This window comes from Streptomyces sp. KLMMK (genome assembly GCF_036961605.1).
GTDB lineage: Bacteria > Actinomycetota > Actinomycetes > Streptomycetales > Streptomycetaceae > Streptomyces > Streptomyces telluris.
On sequence record NZ_JBAMDC010000044.1, the window covers coordinates 1 to 14,342 of the forward strand.

Genomic DNA, 14,342 nt, shown 5'->3' on the forward strand with positions numbered 1-14,342 from the left:
GGGACGGGCGGTACGGGGTGGGACCCCATCGGCGGGTGACCGCCGAGCCGGCTGCCCGGCCCCTGCCCAGGGGGCGGTGGCAGCGGCGCTCCCACTGCGTGCTGCATCCGGTGGCACTCCGTCTCGTACGGGCGACTGGCGCGTGGTGAAGGGCCGCGGGGCCGGCCAGGAGGGGAGAGTACCGGAGAGTACCGGGCCCGCCCCCCTTGCCCCGGCCGCCGTGGGGTGAACGGCCGGGGAAGGCGGGAAGTGCCCGAAGTGGGCGGAATCAACCGGGAACTGAGCCGGGAGCCGGCCGGGGCGTCAGGCGCCCGCGCCCGGGAGTTCCTCGGCCAGGGCCCGCAGCGCGAGCCGGTAGGAGCCGATGCCGAAGCCCGCGACGGTGCCGCTGGCGACGGCCGCGATCACCGAGGTGTGGCGGAACTCCTCGCGGGCGTACGGGTTGGAGATGTGCACCTCGATGAGCGGCGCGGTGCGCTGGGCGGCCGCGTCGCGCATGGCGTACGAGTAGTGCGTGAACGCACCGGGGTTGATGACGACGGGGACCGACCCGTCGGCGGCCTCGTGCAGCCAGCGGACCAGCTCGCCCTCGTCGTTGGTCTCGCGCACCTCGACGGCGAAGCCGAGCTCGCCGCCGAGCCGGGTGCACTCCTCGACCAGGCCCTTGTAGGAGGTCGAGCCGTAGACGTCGGGCTCGCGGGAGCCGAGGCGGCCGAGGTTGGGGCCGTTCAGCACGAGGACCCGGCGCGCCCGGCCCTCTCCTGCCGCGCTCATGCGGCGATCTCCGCGTGTGCGGCCAGCAGCATCGCCGGGTCGGGGCCCTCCAGGACCGTGGGCTTGGCGAGGCCGTCGAGGACGATGAAGCGCAGCAGGTCGCCGCGGGACTTCTTGTCGACCTTCATGGTCTCCACCAGCTTGGGCCACTGGTCGCCGCGGTAGGTGACCGGCAGGCCCACGGAGGTGAGGATCGCCTTGTGGCGGTCGGCCGTCGCGTCGTCGAGGCGGCCGGCGATGCGGCCGAGCTCGGCGGCGAAGACCATGCCCACGGCGACCGCCGCGCCGTGGCGCCAGTTGTAGCGCTCGTTCTTCTCGATGGCGTGGGCGAGGGTGTGGCCGTAGTTGAGGATCTCGCGCCGGCCGGACTCCTTGAGGTCGCCGGAGACGACCTCCGCCTTGACCCGGATCGAGCGCTCGATGAGCTCGGCGGTGTGCGGCCCGGAGGGGGTGCGGGCGGCCTCGGGGTCCGCCTCGATCAGGTCGAGGATGGCCGGGTCGGCGATGAAGCCGGCCTTGATGATCTCGGCGAGGCCGCTGACGTAGTCGTTGACCGGCAGCGACTCCAGCGCGGCCAGGTCGCACAGGACGCCGGCCGGCGGGTGGAAGGCGCCGACGAGGTTCTTGCCCTCGGCGGTGTTGATGCCGGTCTTGCCGCCGACGGCGGCGTCGACCATGGCCAGCACCGTGGTGGGCACGGCGATCCAGCGCACGCCGCGCAGCCAGGTGGCGGCGACGAATCCGGCGAGGTCCGTGGTGGCGCCGCCGCCCACGCCGACGATGACGTCGGTGCGGGTGAAGTTGGTCTGGCCCAGTGCCTTCCAGCAGTAGGCCGCGACCTCGACGGTCTTGGACTCCTCCGCGTTGGGCAGCTGGATCGCGATGGCCTCGTAGCCCTGCGCGGCCAGGTCCTGACGGATGGCCTCGCCGGTCTCGGCGAGGGCCTCGGGGTGGAGCACGGCGACCCGCTTGGCCTTGGTGCCGATGAGGCCGGGCAGCTCGCCCAGCAGCTGTCGCCCGACCAGGACCTCGTACGGGTCGGTGCCCGCGCTGCCGGCGACCTGGATGCGGGTGGGGGCGTCGGTCATGCGTTCCTCACTGCGTGGTGTCCTGTGTGCGGTCCCGCGGAGCCGGCGCCAGGTCCAGGGCGGCCAGCACCGCGTCGGCGACCTCGTCCGGCGTGCGGCCGCCGGTGGCGACGGTGGCCCGGGCGACCTCCGTGTAGAGGGGGCGGCGGGCCTCCATCAGCTCGCGCCAGCGCTGCCGCGGGTTGACCGCGAGCAGCGGGCGCGGGGCGTCGAGGCCGACGCGCCGTACGGCGTCGGCCAGCTCGACGTCGAGGAAGACCACCGGCAGCCCCGCAAGGAGGGCACGGGTGCCGTCGTCCATGATCGCGCCGCCGCCGAGGGAGAGCACGCCCGCGTGCCCGGCGACGGCAGCGCGCACGGCCTGCCGCTCCAGCTCGCGGAAGTGCGGCTCGCCCTCGTCGATGAAGATCTCCGGAATGGGCTTGCCCGCCGTCTTCTCGATGTCGGCGTCGGTGTCGCGGTAGCCGGTGCCCAGCCGCTGCGCGAGCAGGGCACCGATGGTGGACTTGCCGGCTCCCGGCGGGCCCACCAGCACGACGACGGGCGTGGTCACTTGATGGCCAGGTTCTCGAGGTAGCCCTGGACGTTGCGGCGGGTCTCCGCGACGTTGTCGCCGCCGAACTTCTCCGCCACGGCGTCGGCCAGGACGAGGGCGACCATCGCCTCGGCGACGATGCCGGCGGCCGGGACCGCGCAGACGTCGGAGCGCTGGTGGTGGGCCTGGGCGGCCTCGCCGGTGGTCACGTCGACCGTGCGCAGGGCGCGCGGCACGGTGGCGATCGGCTTCATCGCCGCGCGGACGCGCAGCAGCTCGCCGGTGGTCAGACCGCCCTCGGTGCCGCCGGAGCGGCCGGAGGTGCGGCGGATGCCGTCCTCGGTGGAGACGATCTCGTCGTGGGCCTGCGAGCCCGGCACCCGGGCCAGCTCGAAGCCGTCGCCGACCTCGACGCCCTTGATCGCCTGAATGCCCATCAGGGCGGCGGCCAGGCGGGCGTCCAGACGGCGGTCCCAGTGCACGTGCGAGCCCAGGCCGACGGGCACGCCGTAGGCCAGGACCTCGACGACGCCGCCGAGCGTGTCGCCGTCCTTGTGGGCCTGGTCGATCTCGGCGACCATCGCCTTGCTCGCCGCCTCGTCCAGGCAGCGGACCGGGTCGGCGTCGAGCTTCTCGACATCCGAGGGCGTGGGGTAGACACCGAGCGGGGCCTTGGCCGCCGCCAGCTCGATGACGTGGGAGACGATCTCGATGCCCGTCGTCTCCTTCAGGTAGGAGCGGGCGACGGCGCCGAGCGCGACGCGGGCGGCCGTCTCGCGCGCGGAGGCGCGCTCCAGGATCGGGCGCGCCTCGTCGATCCCGTACTTCTGCATGCCCGCCAGGTCGGCGTGGCCGGGGCGGGGGCGGGTCAGCGGGGCGTTGCGGGCCATCGACGCCAGCTCCTCCGGGTCCACCGGATCGGCCGCCATGACCTTCTCCCACTTCGGCCACTCGGTGTTGCCCACCATGACCGCGACCGGGGAGCCCATCGTCAGACCGTGGCGCACGCCGCCGAGGAAGGTGACCTCGTCCCGCTCGAACTTCATGCGCGCGCCGCGGCCGTAGCCGAGCCGCCGGCGGGCCAGGTGGTCCGCCACCATGTCCGTGGTGATGGGGACACCGGCGGGCAGGCCCTCCAGCGTCGCCACGAGTGCCGGACCATGCGACTCACCGGCAGTCAGCCAGCGCAACCTGCTCAACGGGACTCCTCTTGCTCGCGCGCCTCGGATCTAGCGGCGTCCGGGTGCGCGGCCCCGGCCCGCCACTCCTGATCCTCCCATGCCGCGGGGCCCGGACCGCCCTCCGGTCCGCGTTGTGGAAAGGACTGAGTCAGGTCCTGGACAGGAGATGGCCGGATTGCGTCAGCCGCGGGCGGCCAGGGCGGCCTCGCCCGCGGCACGCATGGCGGCCAGCGGGGCCCGCGGGCAGCCGGTCATCCGCTCGACCTGGAGAACGGCCTGGTGAACCAGCAGGTCCAGGCCGCCGAGGACCGCGCCGCCGCGCGCGGACCAGGCCGCTGCCAGCGGGGTGGGCCAGGGCTCGTAGAGCACGTCGAAGAGGGCCCCGGGACGCTCCGGGACAGCACCGGCGAGCGCGTCGGCGGCACCGGCCGGCGTCGTGGCGATGACCAGCGGGGCGGTGAGGGCCTCCGCGGCCCGCGACCAGTCCGCGGTACGGACGGCCACGCCGAGCCGCTCGCCCCACTCGCGCATCTCGGCGGCGCGGGCCTCGCTGCGGACGTAGACGGTGACCTCGCCGGTGCAGATCCCGGCGAGGGCGGCGAGGGCCGACGACGCGGTGGCACCGGCGCCCAGCACGGCGGCGGAGCCGGCCTCGGTCACGCCGCGCTCGCGCAGGGCCGCGGCGATGCCGGGGATGTCGGTGTTGTCACCGAGACGGCGGCCGTCCTCGGTGAACACGACGGTGTTGACGGCCTCGACGGAGGCGGCCGTGTCGCTGACCTCGTCGAGCAGCGGGATCACCGCCCGCTTGAGCGGCATGGTCAGGGACAGCCCCGCCCAGCTGCCGTCCAGCCCGCCGAGGAACCCGGGCAGCGCGGCCTCGTCCACCTCGAAGCGGTCGTAGGTCCACTCCCCCAGGCCCAGCTCCGCGTACGCGGCGCGGTGCAGGACCGGGGAGAGCGAGTGGGCGATCGGCGAGCCGAGTACGGCCGCGCGGCGGTGCTCCGGGGTGTGGCTCATCTACGACTTCCGGCTCTTGTTGAACTCGTCCACGAGCTTCTGGTGCTCCTGCAGGTTCTTGGTGAACGTCGTCTTCTCGTTGATGGAGACGAAGTAGTACCAGTCCCCCTGCTCCGGGTCCATGGCCGCCTTGAGGGCCTGTTCGCCGGGGTTGCCGATGGGGCCGGGGGGCAGGCCCTTGTAGAAGTAGGTGTTGTACGGGTTGTCGAGGGCCCGGAGCTGCTTGGGACTGAGGTCCAGCTTGCTCTGGTTCTTGACGTAGTTGTACGTCGAGTCGAACTCCAGCTTGCCGTTCGTCTCGGTGTTGGTGGGCTTGAGGCGGTTGTAGATGACCCGCGCCATCTTGCGGAAGTCGTCGTGCGTCATGCCCTCGGCGTTGACGAGGCTGGCCACGGTGATCAGCTGGAGCGGGGACTTCAGGCCCAGCTCGCGGGCCTTGCCCTCCAGGTCCTGCTTGGCGTAGTTCTCGTTGGCCCGGGCGACCATCTGCTTGAGGATGGTCTCCGGCTTGGTGCCCTTGCCCGCGCTGTACTGCGAGGGGAAGAGGAAGCCCTCCAGCGGGTCCTTGATCTTCGGGTCGCTGTTCGCCCACGCGGGCAGCCCGAGGCTCTTGGCCTGGCTCTTCGCGACGCCCTCGGTGGTGCCCGCGGCGAGGCCGAGCTTCTGGTCGATGGACGCGTAGACCTGGACGGCCCGCCGGCCCTCGGCGATGGTCAGGAAGTTGGCGGCGTTGGTCATCATCTCGACGGCCGCGGCGCCCGACATCTCCTTGCGCAGGGTGTAGGTGCCGGCCTGGATGGACTTGCCCTTGGGGTTCTTGCCCGCGGCCTCGGTGAAGGCGCCGATGCTCTTGACGACGCCCGCCTCGTGCAGCGCCCGGCCCATGGCCGTGAGGCTGGAGTCCTTGGGGATCTCGACCCGCACCTCGCCGCTGCCCTGGCCCTCGTAGTCGGGGGCCGCGCCGAAGTGGGTCTGCCAGTAGTCGTAGGCGAAGTAGCCGCCACCGCCCACGACGCCGAGCAGCACGACGGCGACCACGAGGCAGGCGGTGCCGCTGCGGCGCTTGTTCTTCTTGGGCTTCTTGCCCTTGCCACGGCGGTCGCGGCTGCGGGAGCGCTCCTCGCGGGGCTCGTCGTCCTCGACCTCGTCCTCGGGCGCGGCCTCGCCGTCCCGCTCGCCGGGGCGGCCCGTGGCGGGGGGCAGGTCGTCGAAGAGGGAGATCTTCTCCTCGTCGGGCTCGGACCACTCCTGCTGCGGCTGGTAGCCCTGGTGCTGCGGCTGCTGCGGTGTCTGGTGGGCTTGCTGCTGGGGCTGCTGGGCCTGCTGATGCCCCTGCTGACCGTGCGGCTGCTGCGGATGCTGGGGCTGCTGGTGCTGAGGCTGCTGCTGATAGCCGTCGGGCACGCCGTAGTAGTCGCCCTGACCGCCGCCATACGCGCCGCCGCCCTGCTGCTGCCCGTACTGCTGCTGGCCGCCCTGCGAGGGGTCCCAGCCGTACTGCTGCTGGCCGTGACCGTACTGAGGCTGCTGCGACTGCTGCGGATGCTGCTGCTGTCCGCTGTAGCCCTGGTCCCCGTACAGCGGGTCGTCAGGATGCCACGGTTGGGAGCCGGAGCCCCGGCCGTACTCAGTCATCGATCCCCTAGAGCCGCGCAGCGGCAGCAGGTGGGCGCTCGGAGGAGCGCGGTTCCCAGTCGCCCGGCCGTCGTCGGAGACGACAGCCGGGCGGCTGCCATGTTCAGCGCGGAACGTTACCGTACTGCGATCAGATGACCACTTCGACGGTCTCGCCCGGCGGCCTGCCGGAGACCTTCTCGGTCTCCAGCGCGTTCTGCAGGATGACGACCGCGGCCGCCTGATCGACCACGGACCGGCCCTTCTTCGAGCTGACGCCCGAAGCGCGCAGGCCCTGCGTGGCCGTCACGGTCGTCATCCGCTCGTCGACGAGGCGCACCGGCACGGGCGCCACACGGCGCGCCATCTCCTTGGCGAAGGTGCGCACCTTGGCCGCGGCCGGCCCCTCCCCTCCTTTGAGGGAACGGGGCAGGCCGACGACGACCTCGATCGGCTCGTACTCCGCGACGATCTCCACGAGCCGCTTGTGGGCCTTGGGGATGTCACGCCCCGGCACCGTCTCCACCGGCGTGGCGAGGATCCCGTCGGGGTCGCACGAGGCGACCCCGATCCGGGCGTCCCCGACGTCGACGGAGATGCGTCTTCCTCGGCGCACGGGGATCAGGCCGCCTCGGCCACGAGGCGCTCGACGGCGGCCATGGCCTCGTCGACGGCCTCGGGGTTCTGACCGCCGCCCTGGGCGACGTCGGGCTTGCCGCCACCGCCGCCGCCGAGGGTCTTGGCGGCCGTACGGACCAGGTCGCCGGCCTTGAGACCGCGCTCGCGGGCGGCCTCGTTGGTGGCGATGACCGTCAGCGGGCGGCCGTTGGCCACGGTGAACAGCGCGACCACGGCCGGGCGGCCGCCGTTGATGCGGCTGCGCACGTCGAGGACGAGCTTGCGCAGGTCGTCGGCGCCGGTGCCGTCCGGGACGCGGCCGGTGACCAGGGCGGTGCCGTGCACGTCCTTGGCGCCCTCGGCCAGGCCCGCGGCGGCCTGCAGGACCTTCTCGGCGCGGAAGCGCTCGATCTCCTTCTCGGCGTCCTTGAGCTTGGCGAGCATCCCGGAGATCTTCTCCGGCAGCTCCTCCGGGCGGCCCTTGACGAGCTCCTGGAGCTGGGCGACGACCGTGTGCTCCTTGGCCAGGAAGTTGTAGGCGTCGACGCCGACGAGGGCCTCGACACGGCGCACGCCGGAGCCGATCGACGACTCGCCCAGCAGCTTCACCAGACCCAGCTGGGCGGTGTTGCCCACGTGGGTGCCGCCGCACAGCTCCTTGGAGAAGTCGCCGATGGTCACGACGCGCACGCGCTCGCCGTACTTCTCGCCGAACTCGGCGATGGCGCCGGCCTTCTTGGCCTCGTCCAGGCTCATCACCTCGGCCTGCACGTCGAGCTCCCGGGAGAGGACCTCGTTGATGCGCTGCTCGACGTCGGTCAGCACGGTGCCGGGCACGGCGGCCGGCGAGCCGAAGTCGAAGCGGAAGCGGCCCGGCGAGTTCTCCGAGCCGGCCTGGGCGGCCGTCGGGCCGAGTGCGTCGCGCAGGGCCTGGTGGGTGAGGTGGGTGGCCGAGTGGGCGCGGGCGATGGCCCGGCGGCGCGTGATGTCGATCGCGGCGTAGGCGGAGGCACCGACGGTGACCTCGCCGACCTGGACGACGCCCTTGTGGACGTGCACGCCCGGCACGGGCTTCTGCACGTCGCGGATCTCGATCACGGCACCGGTGTCGAGCTTGATGCGGCCGGTGTCGGCCAGCTGGCCGCCGCCCTCCGCGTAGAAGGGGGTGCGGTCCAGGATGACCTCGACGTCGTCGCCCTCGGTGGCGGCCGGCGAGGGCAGGCCGTCGACGAGGAGACCGACGATCGTGGACTCGTTCTCGTTGCGGGTGTAGCCGGTGAACTCGGTCTCGCCCGCGGTGTCGGCGACCTCGCGGTACGCGGACAGGTCGGCGTGACCGGTCTTCTTGGCCTTGGCGTCGGCCTTGGCGCGCTCCCGCTGCTCCTTCATCAGGCGGCGGAAGCCGTCCTCGTCCACGGAGAGGCCCTGCTCGGCGGCCATCTCCAGGGTGAGGTCGATCGGGAAGCCCCAGGTGTCGTGGAGCAGGAAGGCCTTGTCGCCGGCCAGGACCTTGCCGCCGGAGGCCTTGGTCTCCGTCACGGCGGTGTCGAGGATGTTGGTGCCGGCCTTCAGCGTCTTGAGGAAGGCGGCCTCCTCGGCGAGGGCGACGGTCTCGATGCGCTTGCGGTCCGTCTCCAGCTCCGGGTACTGCTGGCCCATCGTCTTGATGACGACGTCGAGGAGCTCGGCCACGACGGGGCCGGTGGCGCCCATCAGGCGCATGTTGCGGATGGCGCGGCGCATGATGCGGCGCAGGACGTAGCCGCGGCCCTCGTTGCCGGGGGTGACGCCGTCGCCGATGAGCATGGTGGAGGTGCGCATGTGGTCGGCGACCACGCGCAGCGAGACGTCGGTGTCACGGGCGGCGCCGTAGCGGACGCCCGTCAGCTCGGTGGCCTTGTCCATGACGACGCGCAGGGTGTCGGTCTCGTACATGTTCTGCACGCCCTGCAGGATCATGGCGAGGCGCTCGAGGCCGAGACCGGTGTCGATGTTCTTCGACGGCAGCTCCCCGAGGATCGGGAAGTCCTCCTTGCCGTCGCCGGCACCGCGCTCGTACTGCATGAAGACCAGGTTCCAGATCTCCACGTAGCGCTCGTCGTTGACGGCCGGGCCGCCCTCGGCGCCGAACTCCGGGCCCCGGTCGTAGTTGATCTCGGAGCACGGGCCGCACGGGCCGGGCACGCCCATGGACCAGTAGTTGTCCTTCTTGCCCAGGCGCTGGATCCGCTCGGCGGGCACGCCGACGACGTCGCGCCAGATGCGCTCGGCCTCGTCGTCCTCGAGGTAGACGGTGATCCAGAGCTTCTCCGGCTCCAGGCCGAAGCCGCCGTCCGCCACGGGAGTCGTGAGCAGCTCCCAGGCGAGCTTGATGGCGCCTTCCTTGAAGTAATCGCCGAAGGAGAAGTTGCCGCACATCTGGAAGAACGTGCCGTGGCGGGTGGTCTTGCCGACCTCTTCGATGTCCGGCGTGCGGACGCACTTCTGCACGCTGGTGGCGCGCGTGAAGGGCGGCTTGACCTCACCGAGGAAGTACGGCTTGAAGGGCACCATGCCCGCGGGGACCAGGAGCAGGGTCGGGTCGTCCGCGATGAGCGACGCCGACGGCACGACGGTGTGCCCACGCTCCTCGAAGAAGCGCAGCCAGCGCCTGCGGATTTCAGCCGACTCCATCAGTGGTCCTCTTTCCGGGTGTACGAGTGGTAGGTGTGCTGCGGGTCGATCGCCACGAGGTGACGCTGGCCGGGGAGCGCGCGGTGCTCGGGCGCGGGCGGCGCGGCCGTGAGGCCGAGCGCGTCCTTGAGCGCCGCTTCCCGGTGCGCCATGCCGTCGCGGACGTCCAGCGCGAAGAGCTTGACCTTGCGCCCGGCGATGACCGCGCGGTCCGCGGCCTGCAGGGCCAGGCTCTCCGGGGTGAGCTTGGCGAGCTTCCGGTTGACCTTGGTGGTGGCCCAGACACCGGCTGCTACACCGGTCGTGAACCAGAAGGTGCGGCGGAACATTCCTGGGTCAACCCTTCCCACGGGTGCGGCGGCCGGCACGTGCGGACGGCAGGGGGCGGCCGCCGGCCTTGCCGACGAAGACGGAGCGCTCCGGCTCGGGAGCGGCCTTGCGGCCCATCGCCCGCCGCACGCCGTAGCCGAAGGCGGCGACCTTGACCAGCGGGCCGCCGAAGGCGGAGGAGACGGTCGAGGAGAGCGCCGAGGCGTTCGCCGTGACCTCCTGGACGTCCGCGGCGATCGAGTCGACGCGGGCGAGCTGGGTGTGCGCGGAACGGACCGTCGCCGAGGCGTCGGCGAGGAGCGGCACGGCCTGCTCGGTGACGTCCGCGACCAGTCTGGTGGCCGCCTTGAGCGTCTGGGCGAGCCGCACCAGCACCAAGGCGATGAAGGACACCAGAATGGCCCAGAAGACGGCCACGAGGATCCCGGCCACCTCTCCACCGGACACGATGCACCCGCTCCCTAGCTGGTCTTCGTCGCTTTCTGTACCTGCCCGGCTGTATTTCTGGGCAGGTACTGACCTTATCGCGCCGGGCATCGGGGCCCGCACCGCATTTGCCGCCGTCGGCGCTGCGAGGACACCCCGGTCCCGGAAACGCGGCAGCCCGCCGCCTCGCAGGCCACGGGGGCCGGGGAGACAGCGGGCTGAGCGTGAAGGAAGAGCTACGTCCGCTGGATCAGCGGGCGTAGTACTCGACGACGAGCTGCTCGTCGCAGATGACCGGAACTTCCTTGCGGTTGGGCAGGCGGTCCAGGCGGAAGGCCAGGGCGCCCAGGTTGACCTGCAGGTAGCGCGGGGTCTCACCGTCGGCGGCGAAGCCACCGGCGCGGGCGACCTCGAACAGCGGCTTGCTGCGGCTGCGCTCGCGGACCATCACGACGTCGTTCGGGGCGACGCGGAAGGACGGCTTGTCGACCTTGCCACCGTTGACCTCGATGTGGCCGTGGACGACCATCTGGCGGGCCTGGTAGATGGTGCGGGCGATGCCCGAACGCAGGACGAGGGCGTCGAGGCGGCGCTCGAGCTCGACCACCAGGGCCTCGCCGGTCTTGCCCTCGGCCTTGCGGGCGCGGTCGTAGGCGCGGACCATCTGGCGCTCGCTGATGTCGTACTGGGCGCGCAGACGCTGCTTCTCGAGCAGACGGACCTTGTAGTCGCTGTTCTGCTTGCGGCCACGGCCGTGCTCACCCGGCGGGTAGGGGCGGGCCTCGAAGTACTTGACGGCCTTCGGGGTCAGCGCAATGCCGAGCGCACGAGACTTCTTGACCTTGGGACGCGACTGGTTAGGCACGTTCTCCAGACCTCCGAAATAGGTTAGGTTAGGCTTACCTTACTCAAGGAGATCGCATGTCTCGCCCGGGGAACACCAGTCACATCACGGACAGCACGCAGAAGACGGACGCTCGCAATGGCGCCGACGTGACGGAGGTCCGATCAGATCGTGGTCAGCCGCGTCCCAGCGGACTTGAAATCGCGCGGATGCCGTCAGCAGCCGAGCGCACACGAACTCTCGTACAGAGTACATGCTCCGCGGTACTGCTGATCCCCGGGGCCGCCGTCACCCGCCCCGACCAGCTGATGCCCGAGGCGCGCAGCGTCGGCCCCGACGGCGAGATCTTCCTGGTCTTCCCCTCCGACAGCCCGGCCGTGCGGGCCGCGACCCACGCCCAGGACGACGAGCTGGCCGCCGTCCTGGAGCTCACCGACGTGGCCCCGGTCTCCGTGCCCAACCGCATCCGCGGCCGCGCCTGGGTCTCCGGCTGGGTCACCTGTGTCCCCGGCGTGACCGAGCCCGGCCGCATGATGGTGCGCCTGGAGGTCGGCGAGGCGAGCGTGGACGACCTGTGGGGCGCCGAGGACGTGGAACCGGAGGAATTCGCCCGGGCCCACCCCGACCCGCTCGTCTGCCACGAGGCCGAGCTGCTGCAACACCTGCATTCCGGCCACGGCGACCAGGTGCGCGCGCTCTACACGCTCCTCGGCGAGCGGGCCGAGGACGTGCGCCGCGCGGGCGACCGGGCGGTGCCGCTGGCGCTGGACCGCTTCGGGCTCCGCGTGCGCTTCACCCGCGCGGGCGGCGGGGCGCCGGCGGACCGGTCCTTCGACGCACGCTTCGAGTTCCCGGAGCCCGTCCGCGACGTGGTCGGCCTGCGCCGGGCGATGCACACGTTGTTCGAGGCCGCCTTGGATTGAGGGCGGCCGGCTGAGCGGGTCCCGGCACCGCCGGATACGTACATGCGACGTCTCGCCGTTGCGGCGGAAGAAACACCGGGAGCTGCCCGCAGCTCTCATCCCGCCGCGACGGCGCGCGACCCCCACCGGGGTGACCGGCGGTGCCGGACCGAGGTCAGCCCTCCTGCTCCCCGCGCAAGCGCACGCGAACCCGTTCCACCACATCCGCGTAGCGGGCCTCCGCCCCGTACCGCGTCGGCTCGTAGTACCGCTTGCCCTGCACCGCGTCCGGTGCGTATCGCTGCGCCGCGATGCCGCCGGGCAGATCGTGCGGATACACGTACCCCTGCGCGTGCCCCAGCTTCTCCGCGCCCTTGTAGTGCCCGTCCCGCAGGTGCGGCGGCACCGGCCCGGCGAGGCCCGCCCGGACGTCCGCGAGGGCGGCGTCGATGGCGAGGTACGCGGCGTTGGACTTCGGGGCCAGGGCCAGCGCGATGGCGACCTGGCTCAGGGTGATCCGCGCCTCGGGGAAGCCGATCAGCGCGACCGCCTGCGCACCGGCGACCGCCGTCTGCAGGGCCGTCGGGTCGGCCAGGCCGATGTCCTCGCTCGCGGAGATCATCAGCCGGCGCGCGATGAACCTCGGGTCCTCGCCCGCTTCGATCATGCGGGCCAGATAGTGCAGCGTGGCGTCGACGTCCGAGCCGCGGATCGACTTGATCAGGGCGCTCGCGACGTCGTAGTGCTGGTCGCCGTCGCGGTCGTACTTCACCGCCGCCCGGTCGACCGAGTCCTCCAGCGTCTCCAGGGTGATCTCGGGGTCGCCCTTGGCGATGGCCGAGCCGGCGCCGGCCTCCAGGGCGGTGAGGGCGCGGCGGGCGTCGCCGCCGGCGATCCGCAGCAGATGCGCCTCGGCGTCCCCCGGCAGGGTCACCGCGCCGCCGAGCCCCCGCTCGTCGGTGAGGGCGCGGTGCAGCAGCCCCCGCAGGTCGTCGTCGGTGAGGGCCTGCAGGGTCAGCAGGAGGGAGCGGGACAGCAGCGGCGAGATGATCGAGAAGTAGGGGTTCTCCGTGGTGGCCGCGATGAGCGTGACCCAGCGGTTCTCCACGGCGGGCAGCAGGGAGTCCTGCTGGGCCTTGCTGAAGCGGTGGATCTCGTCCAGGAAGAGCACCGTCTCCTTGCCGTAGCCGCCGGAGGCGCGGCGCGCGCCGTCGATGACGGCCCGCACCTCCTTGACGCCGGCGGTGATGGCGGAGAGCTCCACGAAGCGCTTGTTGGTGGCCTGGCTGACGACGTACGCGAGGGTCGTCTTGCCGATGCCGGGCGGGCCCCAGAGGATCACCGACGACGGGCCGGCCGGGCCGCCGCTGCCCTCCCCCACCAGCCTCCGCAGCGGGCTGCCGGGCTTGAGCAGGTGCCCCTGCCCCACGACCTCGTCGAGCGTGCGGGGGCGCATGCGCACGGCCAGGGGACTGCTCGCCGGGTCTTTCTCCTGGCGGTCCTCTGCGGCGGCGGTGAACAGGTCTGGCTCCACGTTCGAAACCCTATGCCACGCCACTGACAAGGCCGCCGGACCAGGGGTCCGGCGGCCTTGATCAAGCCAGGTGCGGGGGTGGTCAGGCGGTGCCGCCCGTCCAGAAGTCCCACCACCGGGTGAGGATCAGCATGCCGATGATGCCGACCCACAGCACCGGGACCACCCAGTGGAACTCCAGGACCGCGCGGCGCGGGCCGTCGGGCAGCGGGATGAAGCCGTGCCGGATGTTCTGCACGGTCACGTACCAGAACATGAAGATCGTGGCGACCCAGGCCAGGCAGCACCACAGGCACAGCGACCCGATGACGTACAGCGACTGGTACTGCAGCCAGGTGCAGAAGCCGACGCCGAAGAGCGTGCCGGCCTGCATGCCGAGCCAGTACCAGCGGGGCAGGCGGGCGCCCGAGAGCACCGCCAGGCCGATCGCGATGATCGCGCCGTAGCAGACGAGCCCCAGCATCGGGTTGGGGAACCCGAAGGCGTGGGCCTGCTCGCTCTCCATGATGTTGCCGCAGGAGACGATCGGGTTGAGGCTGCACCCGGGGGTGAAGGTCTTCCCGACCGCCTTGGCCTCAAGGATCTTGTTCTTGTCGATCGTGATGACCCAGGCGGCGAGCAGCCCCAGCGCACCCGTGATGACGAGCAGCAGCGCGAACGCGCGGCTGCCGCCGGCGGCGCCCGTCGCGGGGCCGTCCCGCTCCTCGCCGTCGGTGTCGGAGCGGTCGAGTGCCGAAGTGGTCATAGCGCCGTTGATCCCATCAGTCGGTCCCTGGCGCCCATTCTGCACCAGAGGACATGCA

General features: G+C 71.9%; 14 protein-coding genes. 1 reads left to right on the plus strand and 13 read right to left on the minus strand.

Translation table 11 applies throughout. The features are described 5' to 3' along the window. Nucleotides 1-303: 303 nt before the first annotated feature. From aroQ to rpsD, 11 genes are all read right to left on the minus strand, one after another. A complete protein-coding gene (aroQ, locus tag V7793_RS10985; RefSeq protein WP_336004998.1) occupies nucleotides 304-774 on the minus strand; it encodes a type II 3-dehydroquinate dehydratase in 471 nt (156 codons plus the stop codon). Next, nucleotides 771-1,862, minus strand: a complete 1,092-nt coding sequence (gene aroB / locus V7793_RS10990) for a 3-dehydroquinate synthase (protein WP_336005002.1) — start codon at nucleotides 1,860-1,862, stop codon at nucleotides 771-773. Before aroB ends, aroQ begins: the two co-directional genes overlap by 4 nt. A gap of 7 nt (nucleotides 1,863-1,869) precedes the next feature. Next, nucleotides 1,870-2,415 carry a shikimate kinase gene (locus tag V7793_RS10995; RefSeq protein WP_168092224.1) on the minus strand — a complete coding sequence of 182 codons (546 nt, stop codon included), beginning with the start codon at nucleotides 2,413-2,415 and terminating at the stop codon, nucleotides 1,870-1,872. Further along, the gene (gene aroC / locus V7793_RS11000) at nucleotides 2,412-3,596 is read right to left on the minus strand and encodes a chorismate synthase (protein WP_336005009.1); all 1,185 of its coding nucleotides are present in this window, start codon (nucleotides 3,594-3,596) and stop codon (nucleotides 2,412-2,414) included. The genes V7793_RS10995 and aroC overlap by 4 nt, the downstream gene beginning before the upstream one ends. A 162-nt stretch (nucleotides 3,597-3,758) precedes the next feature. Continuing rightward, on the minus strand, nucleotides 3,759-4,598 hold the full coding sequence (locus tag V7793_RS11005; protein WP_336005014.1) for a shikimate dehydrogenase: 840 nt from the start codon (nucleotides 4,596-4,598) through the stop codon (nucleotides 3,759-3,761). Continuing rightward, nucleotides 4,599-6,233, minus strand: coding sequence for an endolytic transglycosylase MltG (gene mltG / locus V7793_RS11010; RefSeq protein WP_336005016.1), 1,635 nt, complete (start codon nucleotides 6,231-6,233; stop codon nucleotides 4,599-4,601). 130 nt (nucleotides 6,234-6,363) lie between these two features. Continuing rightward, nucleotides 6,364-6,828 carry a Holliday junction resolvase RuvX gene (ruvX, locus tag V7793_RS11015; RefSeq protein WP_043188057.1) on the minus strand — a complete coding sequence of 155 codons (465 nt, stop codon included), beginning with the start codon at nucleotides 6,826-6,828 and terminating at the stop codon, nucleotides 6,364-6,366. A gap of 5 nt (nucleotides 6,829-6,833) precedes the next feature. Then, entirely contained in the window at nucleotides 6,834-9,503 is a 2,670-nt protein-coding gene (alaS, locus tag V7793_RS11020; protein WP_336005025.1) for an alanine--tRNA ligase, read from the minus strand. Further along, nucleotides 9,503-9,832: a DUF6167 family protein gene (locus V7793_RS11025; RefSeq protein WP_168091323.1), complete on the minus strand. Its 330-nt coding sequence runs from the start codon at nucleotides 9,830-9,832 to the stop codon at nucleotides 9,503-9,505. Before V7793_RS11025 ends, alaS begins: the two co-directional genes overlap by 1 nt. Nucleotides 9,833-9,839: 7 nt before the next feature. Next, on the minus strand, nucleotides 9,840-10,280 hold the full coding sequence (locus V7793_RS11030) for a DUF948 domain-containing protein (protein ID WP_168091324.1): 441 nt from the start codon (nucleotides 10,278-10,280) through the stop codon (nucleotides 9,840-9,842). Nucleotides 10,281-10,509: 229 nt separating this feature from the next. Then, complete coding sequence (gene rpsD, locus V7793_RS11035; protein WP_168091325.1) at nucleotides 10,510-11,124, minus strand: 30S ribosomal protein S4; 615 nt, start codon at nucleotides 11,122-11,124, stop codon at nucleotides 10,510-10,512. A 188-nt stretch (nucleotides 11,125-11,312) separates the two neighbouring features. Between rpsD and V7793_RS11040 the strand changes: the two genes are divergently transcribed. Beyond that, entirely contained in the window at nucleotides 11,313-12,026 is a 714-nt protein-coding gene (locus V7793_RS11040; protein WP_336005040.1) for a DUF2470 domain-containing protein, read from the plus strand. Between the two features lie 154 nt (nucleotides 12,027-12,180). Here V7793_RS11040 and V7793_RS11045 read toward each other — a convergent pair whose 3' ends face one another. Continuing rightward, nucleotides 12,181-13,539 carry a replication-associated recombination protein A gene (locus V7793_RS11045; protein WP_336005042.1) on the minus strand — a complete coding sequence of 453 codons (1,359 nt, stop codon included), beginning with the start codon at nucleotides 13,537-13,539 and terminating at the stop codon, nucleotides 12,181-12,183. Between the two features lie 82 nt (nucleotides 13,540-13,621). Next, nucleotides 13,622-14,284, minus strand: coding sequence for a vitamin K epoxide reductase family protein (locus V7793_RS11050; protein ID WP_336005044.1), 663 nt, complete (start codon nucleotides 14,282-14,284; stop codon nucleotides 13,622-13,624). Nucleotides 14,285-14,342 lie beyond the last annotated feature (58 nt).

What these genes read in the sequence shown, in the direction of transcription:
- aroQ (WP_336004998.1), bottom strand. Translation starts at nt 774, where the DNA reads ATGAGCGCGGCAGGAGAGGGCCGGGCGCGCCGGGTCCTCGTGCTGAAC.
- aroB (WP_336005002.1), bottom strand. Translation starts at nt 1,862, where the DNA reads ATGACCGACGCCCCCACCCGCATCCAGGTCGCCGGCAGCGCGGGCACC.
- V7793_RS11005 (WP_336005014.1), bottom strand. Translation starts at nt 4,598, where the DNA reads ATGAGCCACACCCCGGAGCACCGCCGCGCGGCCGTACTCGGCTCGCCG.
- mltG (WP_336005016.1), bottom strand. Translation starts at nt 6,233, where the DNA reads ATGACTGAGTACGGCCGGGGCTCCGGCTCCCAACCGTGGCATCCTGAC.
- alaS (WP_336005025.1), bottom strand. Translation starts at nt 9,503, where the DNA reads ATGGAGTCGGCTGAAATCCGCAGGCGCTGGCTGCGCTTCTTCGAGGAG.
- V7793_RS11025 (WP_168091323.1), bottom strand. Translation starts at nt 9,832, where the DNA reads ATGTTCCGCCGCACCTTCTGGTTCACGACCGGTGTAGCAGCCGGTGTC.
- V7793_RS11040 (WP_336005040.1), top strand. Translation starts at nt 11,313, where the DNA reads ATGCCGTCAGCAGCCGAGCGCACACGAACTCTCGTACAGAGTACATGC.
- V7793_RS11050 (WP_336005044.1), bottom strand. Translation starts at nt 14,284, where the DNA reads ATGACCACTTCGGCACTCGACCGCTCCGACACCGACGGCGAGGAGCGG.